Raw genomic sequence first — 16,985 nt, 5'->3', positions numbered from 1 at the left:
ATGTTCTGCCCCTTCTGCCGCCACCCGGACTCCCGTGTCGTCGACTCCCGGACGAGCGACGACGGAACCTCCATCCGCCGACGCCGCCAGTGCCCGAACTGTGGGCGGCGGTTCTCGACGACCGAGACCGCGTCGTTGAACGTGGTCAAGCGCAACGGCGTCCTCGAGCCGTTCAGCCGCGAGAAGATCATCTCCGGCGTGCGGAAGGCCTGCCAGGGCCGGCCCGTCACCGACTCTGACCTGGCGGTGCTCGCCCAGCGGGTCGAGGAGATCGTCCGGTCCTCCGGCGCGAGCCAGATCGAGGCGAACGACATCGGCCTGGCGATCCTCAGCCCGCTCCGCGAGCTCGACGAGGTCGCCTACCTGCGCTACGCCAGCGTCTACCAGGCCTTCGACTCGCTCGAGGACTTCGAGGACGCCATCGGCCAGCTCCGCATCGACCACCACGGGGTCTCCGGCGCCGACCGGACCGCGGACGGCGCGGGCGCGTGAGCGGCGTCGAGTCCCTCGTCCGCGCCGGGTACGGGGTCGTCTTCCGGAACGTCTTCGCGAAGATGGACCCCGAGCGCGCCCACCACCTGGCCTTCAGCGTGATCCGGCTCCTGCCGCACGTGCCCTTCCTCGGCGGGGTCGTCGAGCGGTACGCCCGCCCCTCGGCCGAGGACGGCATCACCACGATGGGGATCCACTTCCCGTCCCGCTTCGGCCTGGCTGCCGGGTTCGACAAGGACGCCCGCGGCATCGCCGGACTCGGGGTCCTGGGCTTCGGCCACGTCGAGGTCGGCACCATCACGGCACGCGCGCAACCGGGCAACGAACGACCCCGGCTGTTCCGGCTCATCGCCGACCGGGCGCTCGTCAACCGGATGGGCTTCAACAACCACGGCGCCGTCAAGGCCGCCGGGCGCCTTGAACGCGCCCGCCGGAACCCGGGCCGCCCGGTCATCGGCGTGAACATCGGCAAGAGCCGCGTCGTGTCCGTCGAGGACGCGGTCGAGGACTACCTCGAGTCCACGCGGCTGCTCGCCCCGTTCGCCGACTACCTGGCCGTCAACGTCAGCTCGCCGAACACCCCGGGCCTCCGCGGCCTGCAGGAACTCGACCAGCTCCGCCCGCTGCTCTCGGCCGTGCACGACGCCGCGGGCCGTACCCCGGTCCTGGTGAAGATCGCGCCGGACCTGACCGACGAGCAGATCGACGCCATCGCCGGACTGGCGGTCGACCTCGGGCTCGCCGGCGTCATCGCGACGAACACGACGATCGAGCGCACCGGACTGACGACGCCCGACGCCGAGGTGCAGGCGATGGGTGCCGGGGGACTCTCCGGCGCACCGCTCGGCGCTCGGTCGCTCGAGGTCCTGCGTCGTGTCCGTGCCGCCGTCCCCGCGGGGTTCTGCGTCATCGCGGTCGGCGGGGTCACGTCCGAGGCCGACGTCCAGGCCCGGATCGCCGCCGGGGCCACTCTGGTGCAGGGCTACACGGCGTTCCTCTACGAGGGACCGACCTGGGCGATGCGCATCAACCGGCTGCGGCGGAAGCGTCTGCGGCGTCGCTGAGGCCGCGCCTGGCAAGTGTCCCGACGGCGGCGCGTCGGAGGCCCGGCCCGCGGTCGGCGAGACGCCTCGTCGTGCCCGGGACACCGCGGTGTGGATGAGACGCCGCAGGATCCGGCGGCGTCGTGCGCACTCGGCGGCGTCCCGACGGGGAGGTCCGTGGCGGGGCCGACACGTTCCTCCCGTCCGGCAGGTGGGCGGTCCCGTCCGGCACGTGGGCGGCGAGACGTGGCCCACTCCGCACACACGACGAAGCGCCGCCGACCCGGAGGTCGACGGCGCTCGTGTCGGACGAGGTCAGAGAGTCGGGTGCTGCCCGCGCTTGACCTGCGGCTTCGGCAGGCGGAGGAACCGCAGCTGCCACGCCCGCGTCAGGATGTAGAGGAAGTTGCCGCGCTGGAAGTCCTGTCCGGCCGCCGTGAGCTTGCGACGCAGCATGAACCAGAGGACCGCGCAGTCGAGGACGAACAGCAGCACGAACGCCCAGACGAACAGCAGGGAGTACGAGGCGGCAGCGGTCTGTGCGGCGATGAACCCGACGAGCAGGAACAGGATGAGCACCGGCATCATGACCTCTCCCACGTTCCAGCGGGCGTCGATGGTGTTGCGGATGAACCGGCGCTGTTCACCGCGGTCCTTCGCCGGCAGGTAGCGCTCTTCGCCGTTCGCCATGCCGACGCGGGCACGCTCGCGTTCGCTGTTGAGGCGGGTCCGCGCGGCCTTCTTGTCCGCCGGGGTGTTGCCGACGATGGGACGCTTGTTGGCGGCTTCGCGTTCGCGGCGCGACGGCGTGGGGCGACCCTTGCCGTGCGCGACGAGCTCGTCGTCGGCCGGGTTCACGGTCACGTTGGTCTTGGGGGTTGCCTTCGCCACGGTCGTTCCTAACGGCGCTCTGCGTGCTGGACGTCCTCTAGATTACCGGCCATGACCGACACCGAGAAGCACGCCTCCGCAGCCGGGCCCCAGGCACCCGCGACCGACCCCGCTCTGCTGGACGCGCTGCGCGAGCACGTGCAGGGCGCGCTGCCCGCCACGATCGCCGACCTCTCCGCGCTCGTGCGCATCCCGTCGGTGTCCTGGTCGGCCTTCGACCCGGCGCACGTGCGTCGGAACGCGGAGGCCGTGGCCGAGCTGGTGCGCTCCACCGAGGTGTTCGACGAGGTCCGGATCCTGCGGTCCGCGGTCGAGGGCGACACGCCCGCCGACGCCGACACGGTCGCGCCAGGGGAGGAGACCGTCGAGCTCGGGCAGCCCGCTGTCCTGGCGGTCCGTCCGGCGCGGAACGGCAAGCCGACCGTGATGCTCTACGCGCACCACGACGTGCAGCCCCAGGGCGACGACGCCCTGTGGGAGACGCCGCCGTTCGAGCCGACACTCCGCGGTGACCGCCTGTACGGGCGCGGCGCCTCCGACGACAAGGCCGGCGTGATGACGCACGTCGCCGCGCTCCGGGCCGTGCACGCGCAGTTCGGCGACGACCTGGACGTCGGCATCGTCCTGTTCATCGAGGGTGAGGAGGAGTTCGGCTCCCGCTCGTTCCGCACCTTCCTGCGCGAGCAGCGCGAGCACCTGGCCGCCGACGTCATCGTCGTCGCGGACAGCGACAACTGGTCGACCGAGGTCCCGGCGATCACCGTCTCCCTCCGTGGCAACACCACGTTCAAGCTCACGGTGACGACGCTCGAGCACGCCAGCCACAGCGGCATGTACGGTGGTGCGGCTCCGGACGCGATGATGCCGATGGTCCGCCTCCTGGCCTCGCTGCACGACGACGACGGCGCGGTCGCAGTGGCCGGGCTGACGGCACACGACGCCCCGGTGCCCGAACGGTCCGAGGCGGACTTCGCGACCGAGGCGGCCCTGGTCGCGGGTGCCCGCCCGGTCGGCAACGGTCCGGTCCTGTCGCGGATGTGGTTCCAGCCGTCGATCACGGTCACGGGCCTCGACGTCCCGAGCGTCGCGAACGCCTCGAACACCCTGATCCCGACGGTCGCCGCGCGGGTGTCGGTCCGGGTCGCCCCGGGTCAGGCCGCGACGGACGCCTTCGCCGCGGTGGAGGCCCACCTGCGGCAGCACGTCCCCTTCGGTGCGCGCATGGAGATCACCGAGGTCGACGCGGGCGACGGCTTCCTGGTCGACGCCACCGGCTGGGCCGTCCAGGAGGCCCGCACGGCGATGTCCGAGGGCTGGGGTGCCGACCCCGTGGAGCAGGGCATCGGCGGCTCGATCCCCTTCGTGTCGGACCTGGCCGCCGAGTTCCCCGAGGCGCAGATCCTGGTCACCGGCGTCGAGGACCCCGACACGCGGGCGCACAGCCCGAACGAGTCCCAGCACCTGGGCGTGCTGCACCGCGCGATCGTCTCGGAGGCGATCCTCCTGGCGCGTCTGCAGGGCCGGGCGTGACGGTCGTCCTCCGGGGCCCGTCCTCCACAGGTCCTGGATCCGGACCCCGTCGGTCGGTGCGCGTGCTTAGAATCGACGCGACGGCCGGTGAACGACACCGCCAGCAAGGGAGACGTCGATGAGCGACACCATCACGACCGAAGCAGCGACCGATGCCGAGTCGCACGGTGTGCTGCTGAGCGACGCGGCCTCGGCGAAGGTCGCCAGCCTGCTCGAGCAGGAAGGGCGCGACGACCTGCGCCTCCGCCTCGCCGTCCAGCCCGGCGGGTGCTCGGGCCTCATCTACCAGCTCTACTTCGACGAGCGTCTGCTCGACGGTGACGCCACGGCCGAGTTCGACGGGGTCGAGGTCGTCGTCGACAAGATGAGCGTGCCCTACCTCGACGGTGCCACGATCGACTTCGAGGACACGATCCAGAAGCAGGGCTTCACCATCGACAACCCGAACGCGCAGGGCTCCTGCGCGTGTGGCGACAGCTTCCACTGAGCGCCCGACGAACCGCCCGCCGGTCCTCCGCACACGCGGGGGAGTGGCGACACGCGAACGGGGAGTGACCGACATGGTCACTCCCCGTTCGCGTTCCCGCTCCCCGATCCCGACGCAGATCGTCGTGGACATCCTCGAGGACGCGGATGACCAGGGGAAACCACCGCTCGCAGTGCCGTTTCCGTCCACAACGCGTGTCGGTTGTGCGCTCGGTGTCGATGGCTGCGAGTAGGCTAGGAGTGTTCCAACCAAGCTGGGAGTCACCCACGCGTCAGCCCCACGGCTGACCTCGGTGCTCGTCGACGGGGTCACCGTCGGCACCGGTCGCACGACGACCGGTTCCCGGGCCACGTCTTTCCGAGAGGTAACAGTGCGTTCGAATCGCCGTATACGTTGGGCGGCCGTGCCGGTGGCCGTCGGTCTGGTCATCGCACTGGCTGGCTGCACGCAGCAGCAGATGAACGGATGGCTCCCGGGCACGGAGCAGACGAAGGACGTCACCAACCACACGAGCCGCATCGTCGGCCTGTGGACGACGAGCTGGATCGTGCTGCTCGCCGTGGGTCTGATCGTCTGGGGCCTGATCATCTGGGCCGCGATCGTCTACCGCCGCCGGAAGGGCCAGACCGGCCTGCCCGTGCAGATGCGGTACAACATGCCGCTCGAGATCTTCTACACGATCGTGCCGCTGATCCTCGTCCTCGGCTTCTTCGCCTTCACCGCGAAGGACCAGGAAGCGATCGAGAAGCCGTTCGCACAGCCCGATGCCACCGTGCACGTCTACGGCAAGCGCTGGGGCTGGGACTTCAACTACATCGACAAGAGCAACCCGAAGGAAAGCGTTTACTACCAGGGCATCCAGGCCCAGGAAGAAGAGAACGGTGGCGGCGCCATCGACGAGTCGCTCCTCCCGACGCTGTACCTGCCGGTGGGCAAGAAGGTCGAGATCGAGCTCAGCTCTCGCGACGTCAACCACTCCTTCTGGGTCATCGACTTCCTCTACAAGAAGGACATGCTCCCGGGCCGGACGAACTACGAGTACTTCATCCCGGAGAAGGAAGGCACCTACCAGGGCAAGTGCGCCGAGCTCTGCGGTGAGTACCACTCCCTCATGCTCTTCCAGGTGAAGGTCGTGTCGCAGGCGAAGTACGACGACTACCTCGCGTCCCTCAAGGACCAGGGCAAGGTCGGTCTGCTCGGCAACGAGTACGACACCAACACGAACCAGCCGAACAACGAGACGCCTGCCGAGGCGTCCAGCGAGAAGAAGTAAGGGCGCGTCTCAATGACAACGTCATTCGTCGGCCAGGCGACAACCAGGCCTTCGACGCCGGACTTCCAGGCATCGAGGGTCGGTCGCAAGGGCAACATCATCGTCCGGTGGGCGACCTCCACCGACCACAAGACGATCGGGTACATGTACCTGATCACCTCGTTCCTCTACTTCCTGCTCGCCGGCATCATGGCGCTCGTCATCCGCGCGCAGCTGTTCGAGCCGGGGCTCCAGGTCGTCGCGACCAAGGAGCAGTACAACCAGCTCTTCACGATGCACGGCACGATCATGCTGCTGATGTTCGCGACGCCGCTGTTCTCGGGCTTCGCGAACGCGATCATGCCGCTGCAGATCGGTGCACCGGACGTGGCGTTCCCGCGTCTGAACGGCCTGGCCTTCTGGATGTACTTCTTCGGTAGCGCGATCGCCGTCGGTGGCTTCCTCACCCCGCAGGGTGCGGCCTCGTTCGGGTGGTTCGCCTACGCGCCACTGAGTGACACGACGTTCACACCAGGGCTCGGCGGCACGTTGTGGGTCTTCGGGCTCGGCATGACCGGCTTCTCGACGATCCTCGGTGCGGTCAACTTCATCACCACGATCATCACGATGCGTGCCCCGGGCATGACGATGTTCCGCATGTCGATCTTCACGTGGAACGTGCTCGTCACGAGCCTCCTCGTGCTGATGGCCTTCCCGGTCCTCGCCGCCGCACTGTTCGGCCTCGGTCTCGACCGGGTGTTCGACGCGCAGATCTTCAACCCGGCCAACGGCGGTGCCCTGCTCTGGCAGCACCTGTTCTGGTTCTTCGGGCACCCCGAGGTCTACATCATCGCCTTGCCGTTCTTCGGCATCGTGTCCGAGGTCTTCCCGGTGTTCAGCCGCAAGCCGATCTTCGGGTACAAGACGCTCGTCTACGCGACCATCACCATCGCGGCCCTCTCGGTCACGGTGTGGGCGCACCACATGTACGTCACCGGTGGCGTCCTGCTGCCCTGGTTCTCGCTGATGACGATGCTCATCGCGGTCCCGACCGGCGTGAAGATCTTCAACTGGGTCGGCACCATGTGGCGCGGCTCGGTCACCTTCGAGACCCCGATCCTCTGGGCCATCGGCTTCCTCGTGACCTTCACCTTCGGTGGCCTCACCGGCGTGATCCTGGCATCGCCGCCGCTCGACTTCCACGTGTCCGACACGTACTTCGTCGTCGCGCACTTCCACTACGTGGTCTTCGGCACCGTCGTGTTCGCGATGTTCTCCGGCTTCTACTTCTGGTGGCCGAAGTTCACCGGCAAGATGCTCAACGAGCGTCTCGGCAAGATCCACTTCTGGCTGCTGTTCGTCGGCTTCCACACCACGTTCCTCATCCAGCACTGGCTGGGCGTCGTGGGCATGCCCCGTCGGTACGCGACCTACCTGCCGAACGACGGCTTCACCTGGATGAACCAGGTGTCGACGATCGGCTCAATGATCCTCGGCATCTCGTTCCTGCCGTTCATCTTCAACGTCTACGTCACCGCGCGGAACGCCCCGAAGGTGGCCGTCAACGACCCGTGGGGCTACGGCCGCTCGCTCGAGTGGGCGACCTCCTGCCCGCCGCCGCGGCACAACTTCACCTCGATCCCGCGGATCCGTTCCGAGTCCCCGGCGTTCGACCTGAACCACCCCGAGGCCGGCGTGCCGGTCGGTGTGGGTCCGGCGAAGGACGCACCTGACGCTCCGACCTACGACGCCGCGAAGGGCCAGGTGAAGTAGCAGCCATGCGCGCCAACACCAATCTGTTCTGGATCCTGTTCGTCTTCTTCGTGCTCGCGGACGCCGCGTACACGATCTGGTCGATGATCTACTACGGCTCCGTCGAGTGGGTCGGCACCCTGTCGATCGGCCTGACCGGCATCATGTCCGCCTTCATCGCCTTCTACCTGGGCCGCGTCATGTCGGCGCAGGGCGGGGTGCTTCCGGAGGACCGTCAGGACGCCAACATCGAGGACGGCGATGCCGAGCTCGGGCACTTCAGCCCGTGGTCCTGGTGGCCGCTGTTCCTCGCCGCGGCGATCGCGCTCGTGTTCCTCGGGGTCGCAGCCGGCCTCTGGATCGTGCCGATCGGCCTCGTGCTCGTCGCGATCACGCTCGTGGGCTGGGTCTACGAGTACTACCGCGGCAACTTCGGGCACTGACCCACGCCACACACGCTTCGGGCGGCACCATCTCGGTGCCGCCCGAACTGCGTCCGGGGCAGGCGGATCGCCGCCACCGGACGCGTGCATCGAACAACATCTGGAACGGTCCGGGAATCTCCCGGGCACGATGGACCTTGGCTCCTGAGGACCGCATGACCGCGGCCGCAGGTCCTGCGGACCGTCCACAAGCGAAAGGAGTCACCTCCGGTGACTGACAAGCGCACGCTCATCATCTTCGGCGCGACCGGCGACCTCGCCTCACGCCTCCTCCTGCCGGGTCTCGGGACCTTCCTGCAGAGCGGCCGCTCCGTCCCGGTCCAGCTCATCGGCACGGGCCGCAGTGCCCGCAGCGAGGAGCAGTGGAAGGACGTCGTCACGAAGTCGTTCGCGTCGCAGGACGTCGCGGGCCCGGAGGTCGACGCGACCATCGAGTCGACGAAGTTCATCCAGGGCGACCCGACCGACCCGGAGCACCTGAAGGCCCTGCTCGACGCCGCCGAGGCCGAGCCGATCCTCTACTTCGCGCTGCCGCCGCAGATCGCGTCCGACATCTGCGAGGCGCTCCAGCACGTCGAGCTGCCCGAGGGCACCACCCTGGCGTTCGAGAAGCCGTTCGGCACCGACGTCGCCAGCGCCGAGGCCCTCAACAAGACGGTCCTCGAGCTCGTCCCGGAAGAGCGCGTGCACCGCACAGACCACTTCCTCGGCCGCACCACTGTCCTCAACATCATCGGTCTGCGCTTCGCGAACCGCATGTTCGAGCCGATCTGGAACGCCGACAACATCGAGAAGGTCGACGTCTTCTACGACGAGACCCTGGGCCTCGAGAACCGCGCGCAGTACTACGACGAGGCCGGCGCCCTGGTCGACATGATCCAGTCGCACCTGCTCCAGATCCTGGCGCTCGTGACGATGGACGCCCCGGCAGCGATCGACTCGGTCGAGTTCCGTTCGTCGCTGGCGCGTGTGCTCCGCTCGACGCGCCTCAAGGGCGACGATGCGACCATCGCCTCGCGCCGCGCGGTCTACACCGCCGGCACGATCGACGGCAAGGACCTGCCGTCGTACCAGCAGGAGGACGGGGTCGACCCGTCGCGCGAGACCGAGACCCTGGCCGAGATCGAGGTCGAGGTCGACACCGCCCGTTGGGCCGGCGTCCCCTTCACCCTCCGCTCCGGCAAGGCGCTCGGCGCCAGCCGCAAGGAGGTCCTCATCACCTTCAAGCCCGTGACGCGCCTGCCCTCCGGCCTGTCCGGTCGGCCCAAGGCGGACACGCTGCGCATCGTCCTCAACCCGGACGAGATCGAGCTGTCGGTCTCGGCCAACGGTGGCGGCAACCCGTTCGAGATGGGCCAGGTCACCCTGTCGTCCTCGTTCGACGACGGCGAGCTCACCCCCTACGGCGAGGTCCTCAACGGCATCTTCCACGACGACCCGCTGCTCTCCATCCGCGGCGACGTCGCGGAGCGCTGCTGGGAGATCGTCGAGCCGGTCGTGAACGCCTGGAAGTCCGGTGCGGTCCCGCTCGAGGAGTACCGCGCGGGTTCGCGCGGCCCGGCCGAGTGGGTCAGCTCGTCCTGACCGACGTGACCACCGCATGACGGGAGGCCCGGTACCAGCTGGTACCGGGCCGCCCGTCCGTCGTGGCGCCCCCCCTGCGGCCCCCCTGCAGGCGTGCGGCCGGCCCCCCCGCCCCGTCACCGGCGCCGGTGACGCTCCAGGTGCCGCCACCGTGCTGTGCCGCCCGGGTCCGGTGCCCTGCCGCCGCCCCCTTCGCCCGTGCGATCGCGTCGGCCGCGGTGACGAGCGTCAGGTGTGAGAGCGCCTGCGGGGTGTTGCCGATGTGGTGGCCGGTCGCGACGTCGATCTCCTCGGACAGCATCCCGACGTCGTTCGCGAACCCGACGAGGACGTCCATGAGCCGTTCCGCGTCCTCGACCCGCCCCGAGCCGGCGTACTGCTCGACCAGCCAGAACGAGCAGGCCAGGAACGGGTGTTCCGCGCCGCTGAGTCCGTCGAAGCCGGAGGACGTCCGGTACCGGAGCAGCAGTCCGTCGTCGCCGACCCGCAGGTCCTGCTCGATGGCGGCCACCGTCCCGAGCATCCGCGGGTCGTCCGGCTTGCAGTAGCCGATCTGGGGGAGCACGAGCAGACTCGCGTCGACCTCGTCGGTGTCGTAGTGCTGGCGGTAGGCACCCCGCTCGGCGTTCCAGCCGTGCTCCTCGATCTCGGCCCGGACCTGGTCGCGCAGGGTGCGCCAGCGCTCCACCGGCCCCTCGAGGCCGAACTCCTCGCACGCGGCGACCCCGCGGTCGAACGCCGCCCAGATCATCGCGCGCGAGTGGGTGAAGTGCCGGCGCGGTCCGCGCATCTCCCAGATGCCGTTGTCGGGCTCCTGCCAGTGCGCCTCGACGTGACTGAGGAGGGCGCGCTGGAGTGACCAGGAGGCGCCGCTCTCCTCGACGCCGAGTTCGCGGGCGTCGTGCAGGGCCGCCAGGACCTCGCCGAACACGTCGCCCTGGTACTGCGTGTACGCACCGTTGCCGACGCGGACCGGCTTCGAGTCGGCGTACCCGGACAGGTGGTCGAGCGTGCGTTCGGGCAACTCCCGCTCGCCGGCGATGCCGTACATGATCTGCACGTCGTCCGGGTCGCCGGCGATCGCCCGGAGCAGCCAGGCGCGCCAGTGCGAGGCCTCGTCGCGGTACCCGTGGGCGATGAGGGACGCGAGCGCCATCGACGCGTCACGCAGCCACACGAAGCGGTAGTCCCAGTTGCGTTCGCCGCCGGGGTCCTCCGGGAGGCTCGTGGTCGCGGCCGCCACGACGCCGCCGGTCTCGGCGTGGGTCATCGCCCGCAGGTACATCAGGGAGCTGCGGACGGCGGGGGCGTACTTCCCCTCGGCGCGGGTGCGGGAGGTCCAGTCGTGCCACCAGTCGCGGGTGTGATGCAGGGCCGCGTCGACGTCGAACGGCTCCGGCGGTTCGCGGTGCGACGGGTACCAGGTGAGGACGGTGTCGAGCACGTCGCCGTCCGCGATCGTCGTGGTGGAGGTGTGCCGGTGGTCGTCGGCCCGGAAGCGCGGGCCCCGCACGACGACGGCGTCCGGACCGGCGGTCGCGACGAGGACCGGCTCGTCCGCGTTGCCGACCTGGCGGATCCAGGGCAGGACGGAGCCGTACCCGAACCGGATGCGGAGCACCTGCCGCATCTCGACCGTGCCGGTGAGGCCGCGGACCCGGCGGACGATGGTCGCGCGGTGGGCGTCGACGGGCATGAAGTCGGTGACCTCGACGACGCCGGTCGTGGTGGTCCACACGGTCGAGAGGACCAGGGAGTCGCCGTCGTGCCGGCGCACCGGGGTCGCCTCGGGGTCGGCGGGGCGGAGCGACCACTGCCCGTCGTGTTCGTCGCCGAGCAGGGACGCGAACGTCGATGCACTGTCGAACCGGGGGAGGCACGCCCAGTCGACGTCACCGTCCCGGGTGACGAGTGCGGCGGTGTGACAGTCCCCGATGAGGGCGTGGTCCTCGATGCGCTGAGCCATGCCCTGATCGAACCACCCGGAGGCTGCGGCGCACCTGCGCTGAAGGTGCGTTCAGATCGCTCCCGGCAGCACTTCGGGCGCCGCTCAGTCGAGTTCGGCGATCCCGACGCGTCCGAGTTCGGTCCAGAGACCGGCGCCGTCCGGGGCGTAGACCCACGGCACGGTGGAGTCGCGGGTGCGCTCCTGGGCACGCGACCGACCACCGGCCAGGACCGCCTCGCTGGTGGACAGCTGCCGGATCGCGACCGCGGCGACGCTGTCCGGGTGCTCCCTGGCGAACTCGCCGTAGAGGTGCTCGTCGTGCTGCCCGTCGTCGCCGACGAGCAACCACTGGATGTCCGGGAAGTCCCGGGCGAGGCGGCGCAGGTTGTCCTGCTTGTGCTGCTGCCCGCTGCGGAAGAACCGGTCGTGGGTGGGGCCCCAGTCGGTGAGCAGCAGGGTGCCGGACGGGTACATGTTCCGGGTCAGGAAGCGCTGCAGCGTCGGTGCCACGTTCCAGGCGCCGGTGGACAGGTACACGGTGGGCGCGCCCGGGTGCTGCGCCAGGACGCGTTCGTAGAGGACCGACATGCCCGGCACCGGACGTCGGGCGTGCTCGGTGAGCACGAACGAGTTCCAGGCGGCCAGCATCGGACGGGGCAGGCTCGTCACCATCACGGTGTCGTCGATGTCCGACAGCAGGCCGAAGCGGGTGTCCGGGTGCACCACGAAGACGTCCGCGTCCACGTCGCGCATGCCACCGGCGGACAGGCGGATCGTCTGCCAGCCGGGTTCGAGGTCGATCGGGACGATGGCATCGACGACCCCGCCACGGTCGCTCTGCACGGTGTGGGTGCTGCCGCCGGCGGTGATGGTGACCTCGGCGTGGTCGACGGCCACGCTGGTGAAGCTGCGCCAGCCGCGGACGCCCGCGTACGAGACGTCGGAGGCCAGGCCGCGGCGGGTGAGCAGCACCCGGCAGAGCACGCGGACCCACCCCGGTGCGCCGTAGCCCGTGTAGGGGATGACCGTGGGGACCTGACCGCGCTTCCGGGCGTGCTGTTCGCGGTACTCCTGCACGGCGTCCTCGATGCGGGCGGCCCGGTGCAGGATCGGTTCGGGGATCGCGGTCTCCCACTGCTGGATGCCCCAGGGGGACTGTTCGCGCCGGTCGTGCTCGCGTTCCACGGACCGGGAGTCCCGGCCCGGAGCTGCGCTGCCCTCGGGCGTCGGGACGGTGTCCCGGGGCGCGGCAGGGTCCGGAGGCGTCGACTCGGGCATCGCACCATCATCCCATGCGGGGTGCTCGCCGGACGGGGCCGGGGACCCGACACCCCGGGAATCGCAGCCAAGACCAAGCCGGCGTCTGCGAGAGTTGCGGTCTCAGCCAGTCAGCCCGCGGTCACCGCGAGAAGGAGTTCACGTGCTCGTCACCGAGGTTTCGAACGCACTGCCGGGGGGATCATCACTGCTCAGGAACGAGCCGGTCCAGGCCCGCAGCTCGGCGCGCCTCGCGGGCCTCCTCGACGCCGCTGCGGCGGTCATCGACGAGATCGGCTTCGAACGGCTCACGACCGCCATGGTCGCCGAGCGCGCCGGCGCGTCCATCGGCACGGTCTACCGGTACTTCCCGGACCGCATCGCCGTGGTCGAGGCCCTGGCCATCCGCTGCACCCAGCGCCTCGCCGCCCGCTTCGTCGAGACGCTCGACGCCTCGGGTGCCACGACGTGGCAGGAAGGCTGCGACGCGCTCGTCGACATGACGGCGGAGATGTACCGCACCGAGCCCGGCTTCCGGGCCATCCGGTTCGCCGACATCGACACCACCTCCGGTGACGAGGACGCCGACCGGCTCGCCGCGCTCGGCGGGGCCGTCGGCACCGTGATGCGCGAGCGGTTCGACCTGCCGCAGACCGACGCGGTGAACCGCGCGTGGGTCGTCCTGGCGGAGTCGGCGCACGCGGTCCTCGCCCGCGCCCACGTCGACCGCGACCACCCCGACACCGAGCTGATCGCGGCGTACCGCGCGATGAGCCGGCCGTACCTGGAGTCGGTGATCGGGGCCTCCTGATCGATCGCCGGTCGGCACGAGCCGACCCGGAACCACCCGAACGCCCGTTCCTCCGGACAGGAGGGGCGGGCGTTCGTGTCCGAACTGCGCGGACCCGGGGTGGATGTCCGCCAGGCGTCACGTTCGGACCTGAGCGAACCGGTATGCGCTCGGGCATGTACTGTTCTCCGGAGTCGGGCTACCTCCACCAAGAAGGGCACCCATGATCGAGTTCCGCTCGGTGCGCAAGACCTACCCGGACGGCACGAACGCCGTCGAGTCGTTCGACCTCGTGATCCCCTCGCGGAGCACGACGGTGTTCGTCGGTTCGAGCGGTTGTGGCAAGACCACGCTCCTCCGGATGATCAACAGGATGATCGACCCGACCGCGGGGTCCGTCCAGATCGACGGCGAGGACATCGCCGGTGTCGACCCGGTGCAGCTGCGCCGTCGGATCGGCTACGTGATGCAGAACGCCGGGCTGCTGCCGCACCGCAAGGTGGCCGACAACATCGCGACCGTGCCGCTGCTCACCGGCGTCTCGAAGGCCGACGCGCGGAAGCGCGCGCTCGAGCTCATGGACACGGTGGGTCTCGACCGGTCCCTGGCCGACCGCTACCCCTCGCAGCTCTCCGGCGGACAGCAGCAGCGCGTCGGCGTCGCCCGTGGTCTCGCGGTCGACCCGAACGTCCTGCTCATGGACGAACCGTTCGGCGCCGTCGACCCGCTCGTCCGCAACGACCTGCAGGACGAGCTGATCCGACTGCAGCGTGAGCTCGGCAAGACCGTCGTCTTCGTCACGCACGACATCGACGAGGCCTTCAAGCTCGGCGACCAGGTCGTGATCCTCAAGAAGGGCGGCGAGATCGCCCAGCAGGGGACCCCCGCCGAGATCCTGTCCGCCCCGGCGGACGACTTCGTCGCGAACTTCATCGGCGTGGGCCGGGGCCGTCGGTCCCTCCGCGTCGAGCAGACCCCGACCGGTCCGGTCGTCGTGGACGGGGACGGTCGCGCCGCCGGCGTCCTGACCGGTCCCGTCGGCGTCGTCGACGCCGCTGCCGCTGTCCGCTCCGAGGCCGGGACGCCCAGCGCCCCGGGTGCTGCGGCGCAGGGTGGGAGCACCCGGTGAACTGGGTGCTGTCGAACCTCGACACGATCGGGGACGACACGGTCGCGCACCTGGCGATCGCGATCCCGCCGATCATCGTCGCGTTCCTGCTGTCGATCCCGATCGGCTGGCTCGTCGTCCGACTCCGCCGGCCCGGTGCACGTCGGGTGAGCAGCGGTCTGGGTGGCGGCATCGTCACGCTCGCCGGGCTGCTCTACGCCATCCCGTCGCTCCCGCTGTTCATCGCCCTGCCGGGGCTCATCGGCACCGGACTCCAGGACCCGGTGAACGTCGTCGTCGGCCTGACGCTCTACGGTCTCGCGCTGATGGTCCGCTCGACGGTGGACGGCCTCGGCTCGGTCGACCCGGACACCACCTCGGCCGCGACCGCGATGGGGTACTCGGGAGCACAGCGCTTCTTCCGCGTGGACCTGCCGCTCGCCGGCCCCGTGCTGCTCGCCGGCCTCCGGGTCGTCTCGGTGTCGACCATCTCGCTGACCACGGTCGGCGCTGTCCTCGGCATCCAGAGCCTCGGGTCGCTCTTCACCGACGGCATCGGTCGGAACATCCCCGAGGAGATCCTCGCGGGTGTCGTGATGGTGCTCGTCCTGGCGTTCGCGATCGACGGGCTGCTCGTGCTGCTCGGCCGCATCGTGATGCCGTGGACGCGTCGTTCGGCGCCGTCGAAGCGTGCGACCCGCCGCGTGCTCCAGAACGCGGAGGTCACCTCATGATCATCGGACAGGCCTTCGGCTGGGTGTTCGACCCCGCCAACTACGCCGGCCCGGACGCCGTGCCCGAGCGGCTGTGGGAACACATCTGGATCTCGCTGCTCGCCGTCCTCATCGCGTCGGTGATCGCCATCCCGATCGGCTACGCCATCGGCCACACCGGCAAGGCCCGCGGCTTCGCGATCGCCCTGTCCGGCGGCATCCGCGCCCTGCCGACACTCGGCGTGCTCACCCTGGTGGGCCTCATGCTCGGCGCCAACCTGCAGGCACCCCTGCTCGCGCTCGTCGTCCTGGCGATCCCGTCGGTGCTCGCCGGTGCCTACGCCGGCATCGAGTCCGTCGAACCGGTGACCGTCGACGCCGCTCGGGCGCAGGGCATGACCGAGTGGCAGATCCTGACCAAAGTCGAGATCCCGCTCGGCCTGCCGCTGCTCGTCGGCGGCGTCCGAGCCGCCGTGCTCCAGGTCGTCGCCACCGCCACCCTCGCCGCGTACGTCGGCTCCGGCGGGCTCGGTGGCTACGTGTTCCTCGGGCTGAAGACCCAGGACTACGCCATGATGCTCGGCGCCTCCATCCTCGTGATCGCACTCGCGATCGCGTTCGAGATCGTCTTCTCCGTGCTCCAGCGGGCGGTGGTGCCCGCGGGCGTCGCCGACCGTCCGACACGGCGTCGCTCGGGATCGCGTGAGCGGCCCCACACACCCATCCCGGAAGGAACCCCCTCGTGATCACAGCACCCAAGCTCCGCGCCGGCATCGCCGCCGCGGTCGCCGTCGGCGTGGCCGCCGCCCTCGCCGGCTGCTCCTCCAGCAGCCCGCTCGACAGCGGCTCCAGCACCTCCTCCGACTCGAAGACGATCGTCGTCGGGTCGCAGCAGTACTACTCGAACGAGATCATCGCCGAGCTCTACGCCCAGGTCCTCGAGAAGGACGGCTTCCAGGTGAAGCGGAACTTCAACATCGGGCAGCGCGAGGTCTACCTCCCGCAGCTCGAGAAGGGCGCGATCGACGTCATGCCGGAGTACGGCGGCAACCTGCTGCAGTACTTCGACAAGAACTCGACCGCGAAGACCGAGTCGGAGATCACGGCCGGACTCGAGAAGGCCCTGCCGAAGGGGCTCCGTGCCCTGGACGCCGCCGAGGCCACCGACCAGGACAGCTACACCGTCACGAAGAAGTTCTCCGAGGAGAACGACGTGACGAGCCTCGCCGACCTGTCGAAGGTCAAGGGCACGCTGACGGTCGGCGCGAACTCGGAGAACCAGACGCGTCCGTACGGTCCGAAGGGCCTGGAGTCCGTGTACGGCGTCACGGTCCAGTCCAAGGCGATCGAGGACTCCGGCGGGGCCCTGACGGTCAAGGCGCTCAAGGACGGCACCGTGCAGCTCGCGGACATCTACACCGCCGACCCGAGCATCAAGGCCAACGACTTCGTGGTCCTCAAGGACCCGAAGAACCTCATCGTGCCGCAGAACGTCACCCCGGTGGTGTCGAGCAAGGTCGACGACAAGGCCGCGGCGGACATCGACAAGGTGAGCAAGGTCCTGACGACCGACGCGCTCATCGAGCTCAACACCAAGAGCACCGTCGACAAGGAGAAGGCCTCGAAGATCGCGAAGGACTTCCTGACCGACGAGGGCCTGCTCTAGGTCGCACGGACATCCCGGATCCCGCGTCG

General features: G+C 69.7%; 15 protein-coding genes and 1 pseudogene. 13 read left to right on the top strand and 3 right to left on the bottom strand.

What is annotated here, in order from left to right; translation table 11 throughout:
* A complete protein-coding gene (nrdR, locus tag QCD68_RS00230; protein ID WP_301221586.1) occupies positions 1 to 492 on the top strand; it encodes a transcriptional regulator NrdR in 492 nt (163 codons plus the stop codon).
* The gene (locus QCD68_RS00225; protein ID WP_221850018.1) at positions 489 to 1,556 is read left to right on the top strand and encodes a quinone-dependent dihydroorotate dehydrogenase; all 1,068 of its coding nucleotides are present in this window, start codon (positions 489 to 491) and stop codon (positions 1,554 to 1,556) included. Before nrdR ends, QCD68_RS00225 begins: the two co-directional genes overlap by 4 nt.
* 294 nt (positions 1,557 to 1,850) lie before the next feature.
* Here the strand turns inward: QCD68_RS00225 and QCD68_RS00220 are convergent, their stop codons facing one another.
* On the bottom strand, positions 1,851 to 2,426 hold the full coding sequence (locus QCD68_RS00220; protein ID WP_253462695.1) for a DUF3043 domain-containing protein: 576 nt from the start codon (positions 2,424 to 2,426) through the stop codon (positions 1,851 to 1,853).
* Positions 2,427 to 2,477: 51 nt separating this feature from the next.
* Here QCD68_RS00220 and QCD68_RS00215 point away from each other — a divergent pair, with 51 nt between their 5' ends.
* The 6 genes from QCD68_RS00215 (at position 2,478) to QCD68_RS00190 (ending at position 9,474) form a co-directional block, all read left to right on the top strand.
* On the top strand, positions 2,478 to 3,956 hold the full coding sequence (locus tag QCD68_RS00215; protein ID WP_221850017.1) for a dipeptidase: 1,479 nt from the start codon (positions 2,478 to 2,480) through the stop codon (positions 3,954 to 3,956).
* Between the two features lie 118 nt (positions 3,957 to 4,074).
* Positions 4,075 to 4,443, top strand: coding sequence for a HesB/IscA family protein (locus QCD68_RS00210; protein WP_221850016.1), 369 nt, complete (start codon positions 4,075 to 4,077; stop codon positions 4,441 to 4,443).
* 370 nt (positions 4,444 to 4,813) lie between these two features.
* Entirely contained in the window at positions 4,814 to 5,716 is a 903-nt protein-coding gene (gene ctaC / locus QCD68_RS00205) for an aa3-type cytochrome oxidase subunit II (RefSeq protein WP_111076124.1), read from the top strand.
* A 12-nt stretch (positions 5,717 to 5,728) separates the two neighbouring features.
* Entirely contained in the window at positions 5,729 to 7,468 is a 1,740-nt protein-coding gene (gene ctaD, locus QCD68_RS00200) for an aa3-type cytochrome oxidase subunit I (RefSeq protein ID WP_181439353.1), read from the top strand.
* Between the two features lie 5 nt (positions 7,469 to 7,473).
* Complete coding sequence (locus QCD68_RS00195) at positions 7,474 to 7,890, top strand: cytochrome c oxidase subunit 4 (RefSeq protein WP_110903122.1); 417 nt, start codon at positions 7,474 to 7,476, stop codon at positions 7,888 to 7,890.
* A gap of 210 nt (positions 7,891 to 8,100) precedes the next feature.
* A complete protein-coding gene (locus QCD68_RS00190) occupies positions 8,101 to 9,474 on the top strand; it encodes a glucose-6-phosphate dehydrogenase (RefSeq protein WP_253462699.1) in 1,374 nt (457 codons plus the stop codon).
* Here QCD68_RS00190 and QCD68_RS00185 read toward each other — a convergent pair.
* Positions 9,461 to 11,443, bottom strand: a pseudogene (locus QCD68_RS00185) (glycoside hydrolase family 15 protein); the annotation flags it as partial. The gene QCD68_RS00190 and the pseudogene QCD68_RS00185 overlap by 14 nt on opposite strands.
* Positions 11,444 to 11,524: 81 nt before the next feature.
* On the bottom strand, positions 11,525 to 12,700 hold the full coding sequence (locus QCD68_RS00180) for an App1 family protein (protein ID WP_301221585.1): 1,176 nt from the start codon (positions 12,698 to 12,700) through the stop codon (positions 11,525 to 11,527).
* A gap of 142 nt (positions 12,701 to 12,842) precedes the next feature.
* On the opposite strand from QCD68_RS00180, the gene QCD68_RS00175 reads away from it, so the two are divergent.
* The 5 genes from QCD68_RS00175 to QCD68_RS00155 all read left to right on the top strand — a co-directional run bounded on the left by QCD68_RS00175 (position 12,843) and on the right by QCD68_RS00155 (position 16,956).
* Complete coding sequence (locus QCD68_RS00175; protein ID WP_221850012.1) at positions 12,843 to 13,490, top strand: TetR/AcrR family transcriptional regulator; 648 nt, start codon at positions 12,843 to 12,845, stop codon at positions 13,488 to 13,490.
* 202 nt (positions 13,491 to 13,692) lie between these two features.
* Entirely contained in the window at positions 13,693 to 14,598 is a 906-nt protein-coding gene (locus tag QCD68_RS00170) for an ABC transporter ATP-binding protein (RefSeq protein WP_111076119.1), read from the top strand.
* Positions 14,595 to 15,311 (top strand): ABC transporter permease, encoded by a 717-nt coding sequence (locus tag QCD68_RS00165; protein ID WP_111076118.1) that lies wholly within the window; start codon positions 14,595 to 14,597, stop codon positions 15,309 to 15,311. The genes QCD68_RS00170 and QCD68_RS00165 overlap by 4 nt, the downstream gene beginning before the upstream one ends.
* Entirely contained in the window at positions 15,308 to 16,036 is a 729-nt protein-coding gene (locus QCD68_RS00160; protein ID WP_111076117.1) for an ABC transporter permease, read from the top strand. The genes QCD68_RS00165 and QCD68_RS00160 overlap by 4 nt, the downstream gene beginning before the upstream one ends.
* Positions 16,033 to 16,956, top strand: coding sequence for an ABC transporter substrate-binding protein (locus QCD68_RS00155; protein WP_290157883.1), 924 nt, complete (start codon positions 16,033 to 16,035; stop codon positions 16,954 to 16,956). Before QCD68_RS00160 ends, QCD68_RS00155 begins: the two co-directional genes overlap by 4 nt.
* Positions 16,957 to 16,985 lie beyond the last annotated feature (29 nt).

Source organism: Curtobacterium sp. PsM8, from assembly GCF_030433875.1.
Taxonomy (GTDB): Bacteria; Actinomycetota; Actinomycetes; order Actinomycetales; family Microbacteriaceae; genus Curtobacterium.
The sequence above is the reverse complement of the archived record's forward strand: the minus strand, read 5'-3'. Positions and strand labels throughout refer to the sequence as shown.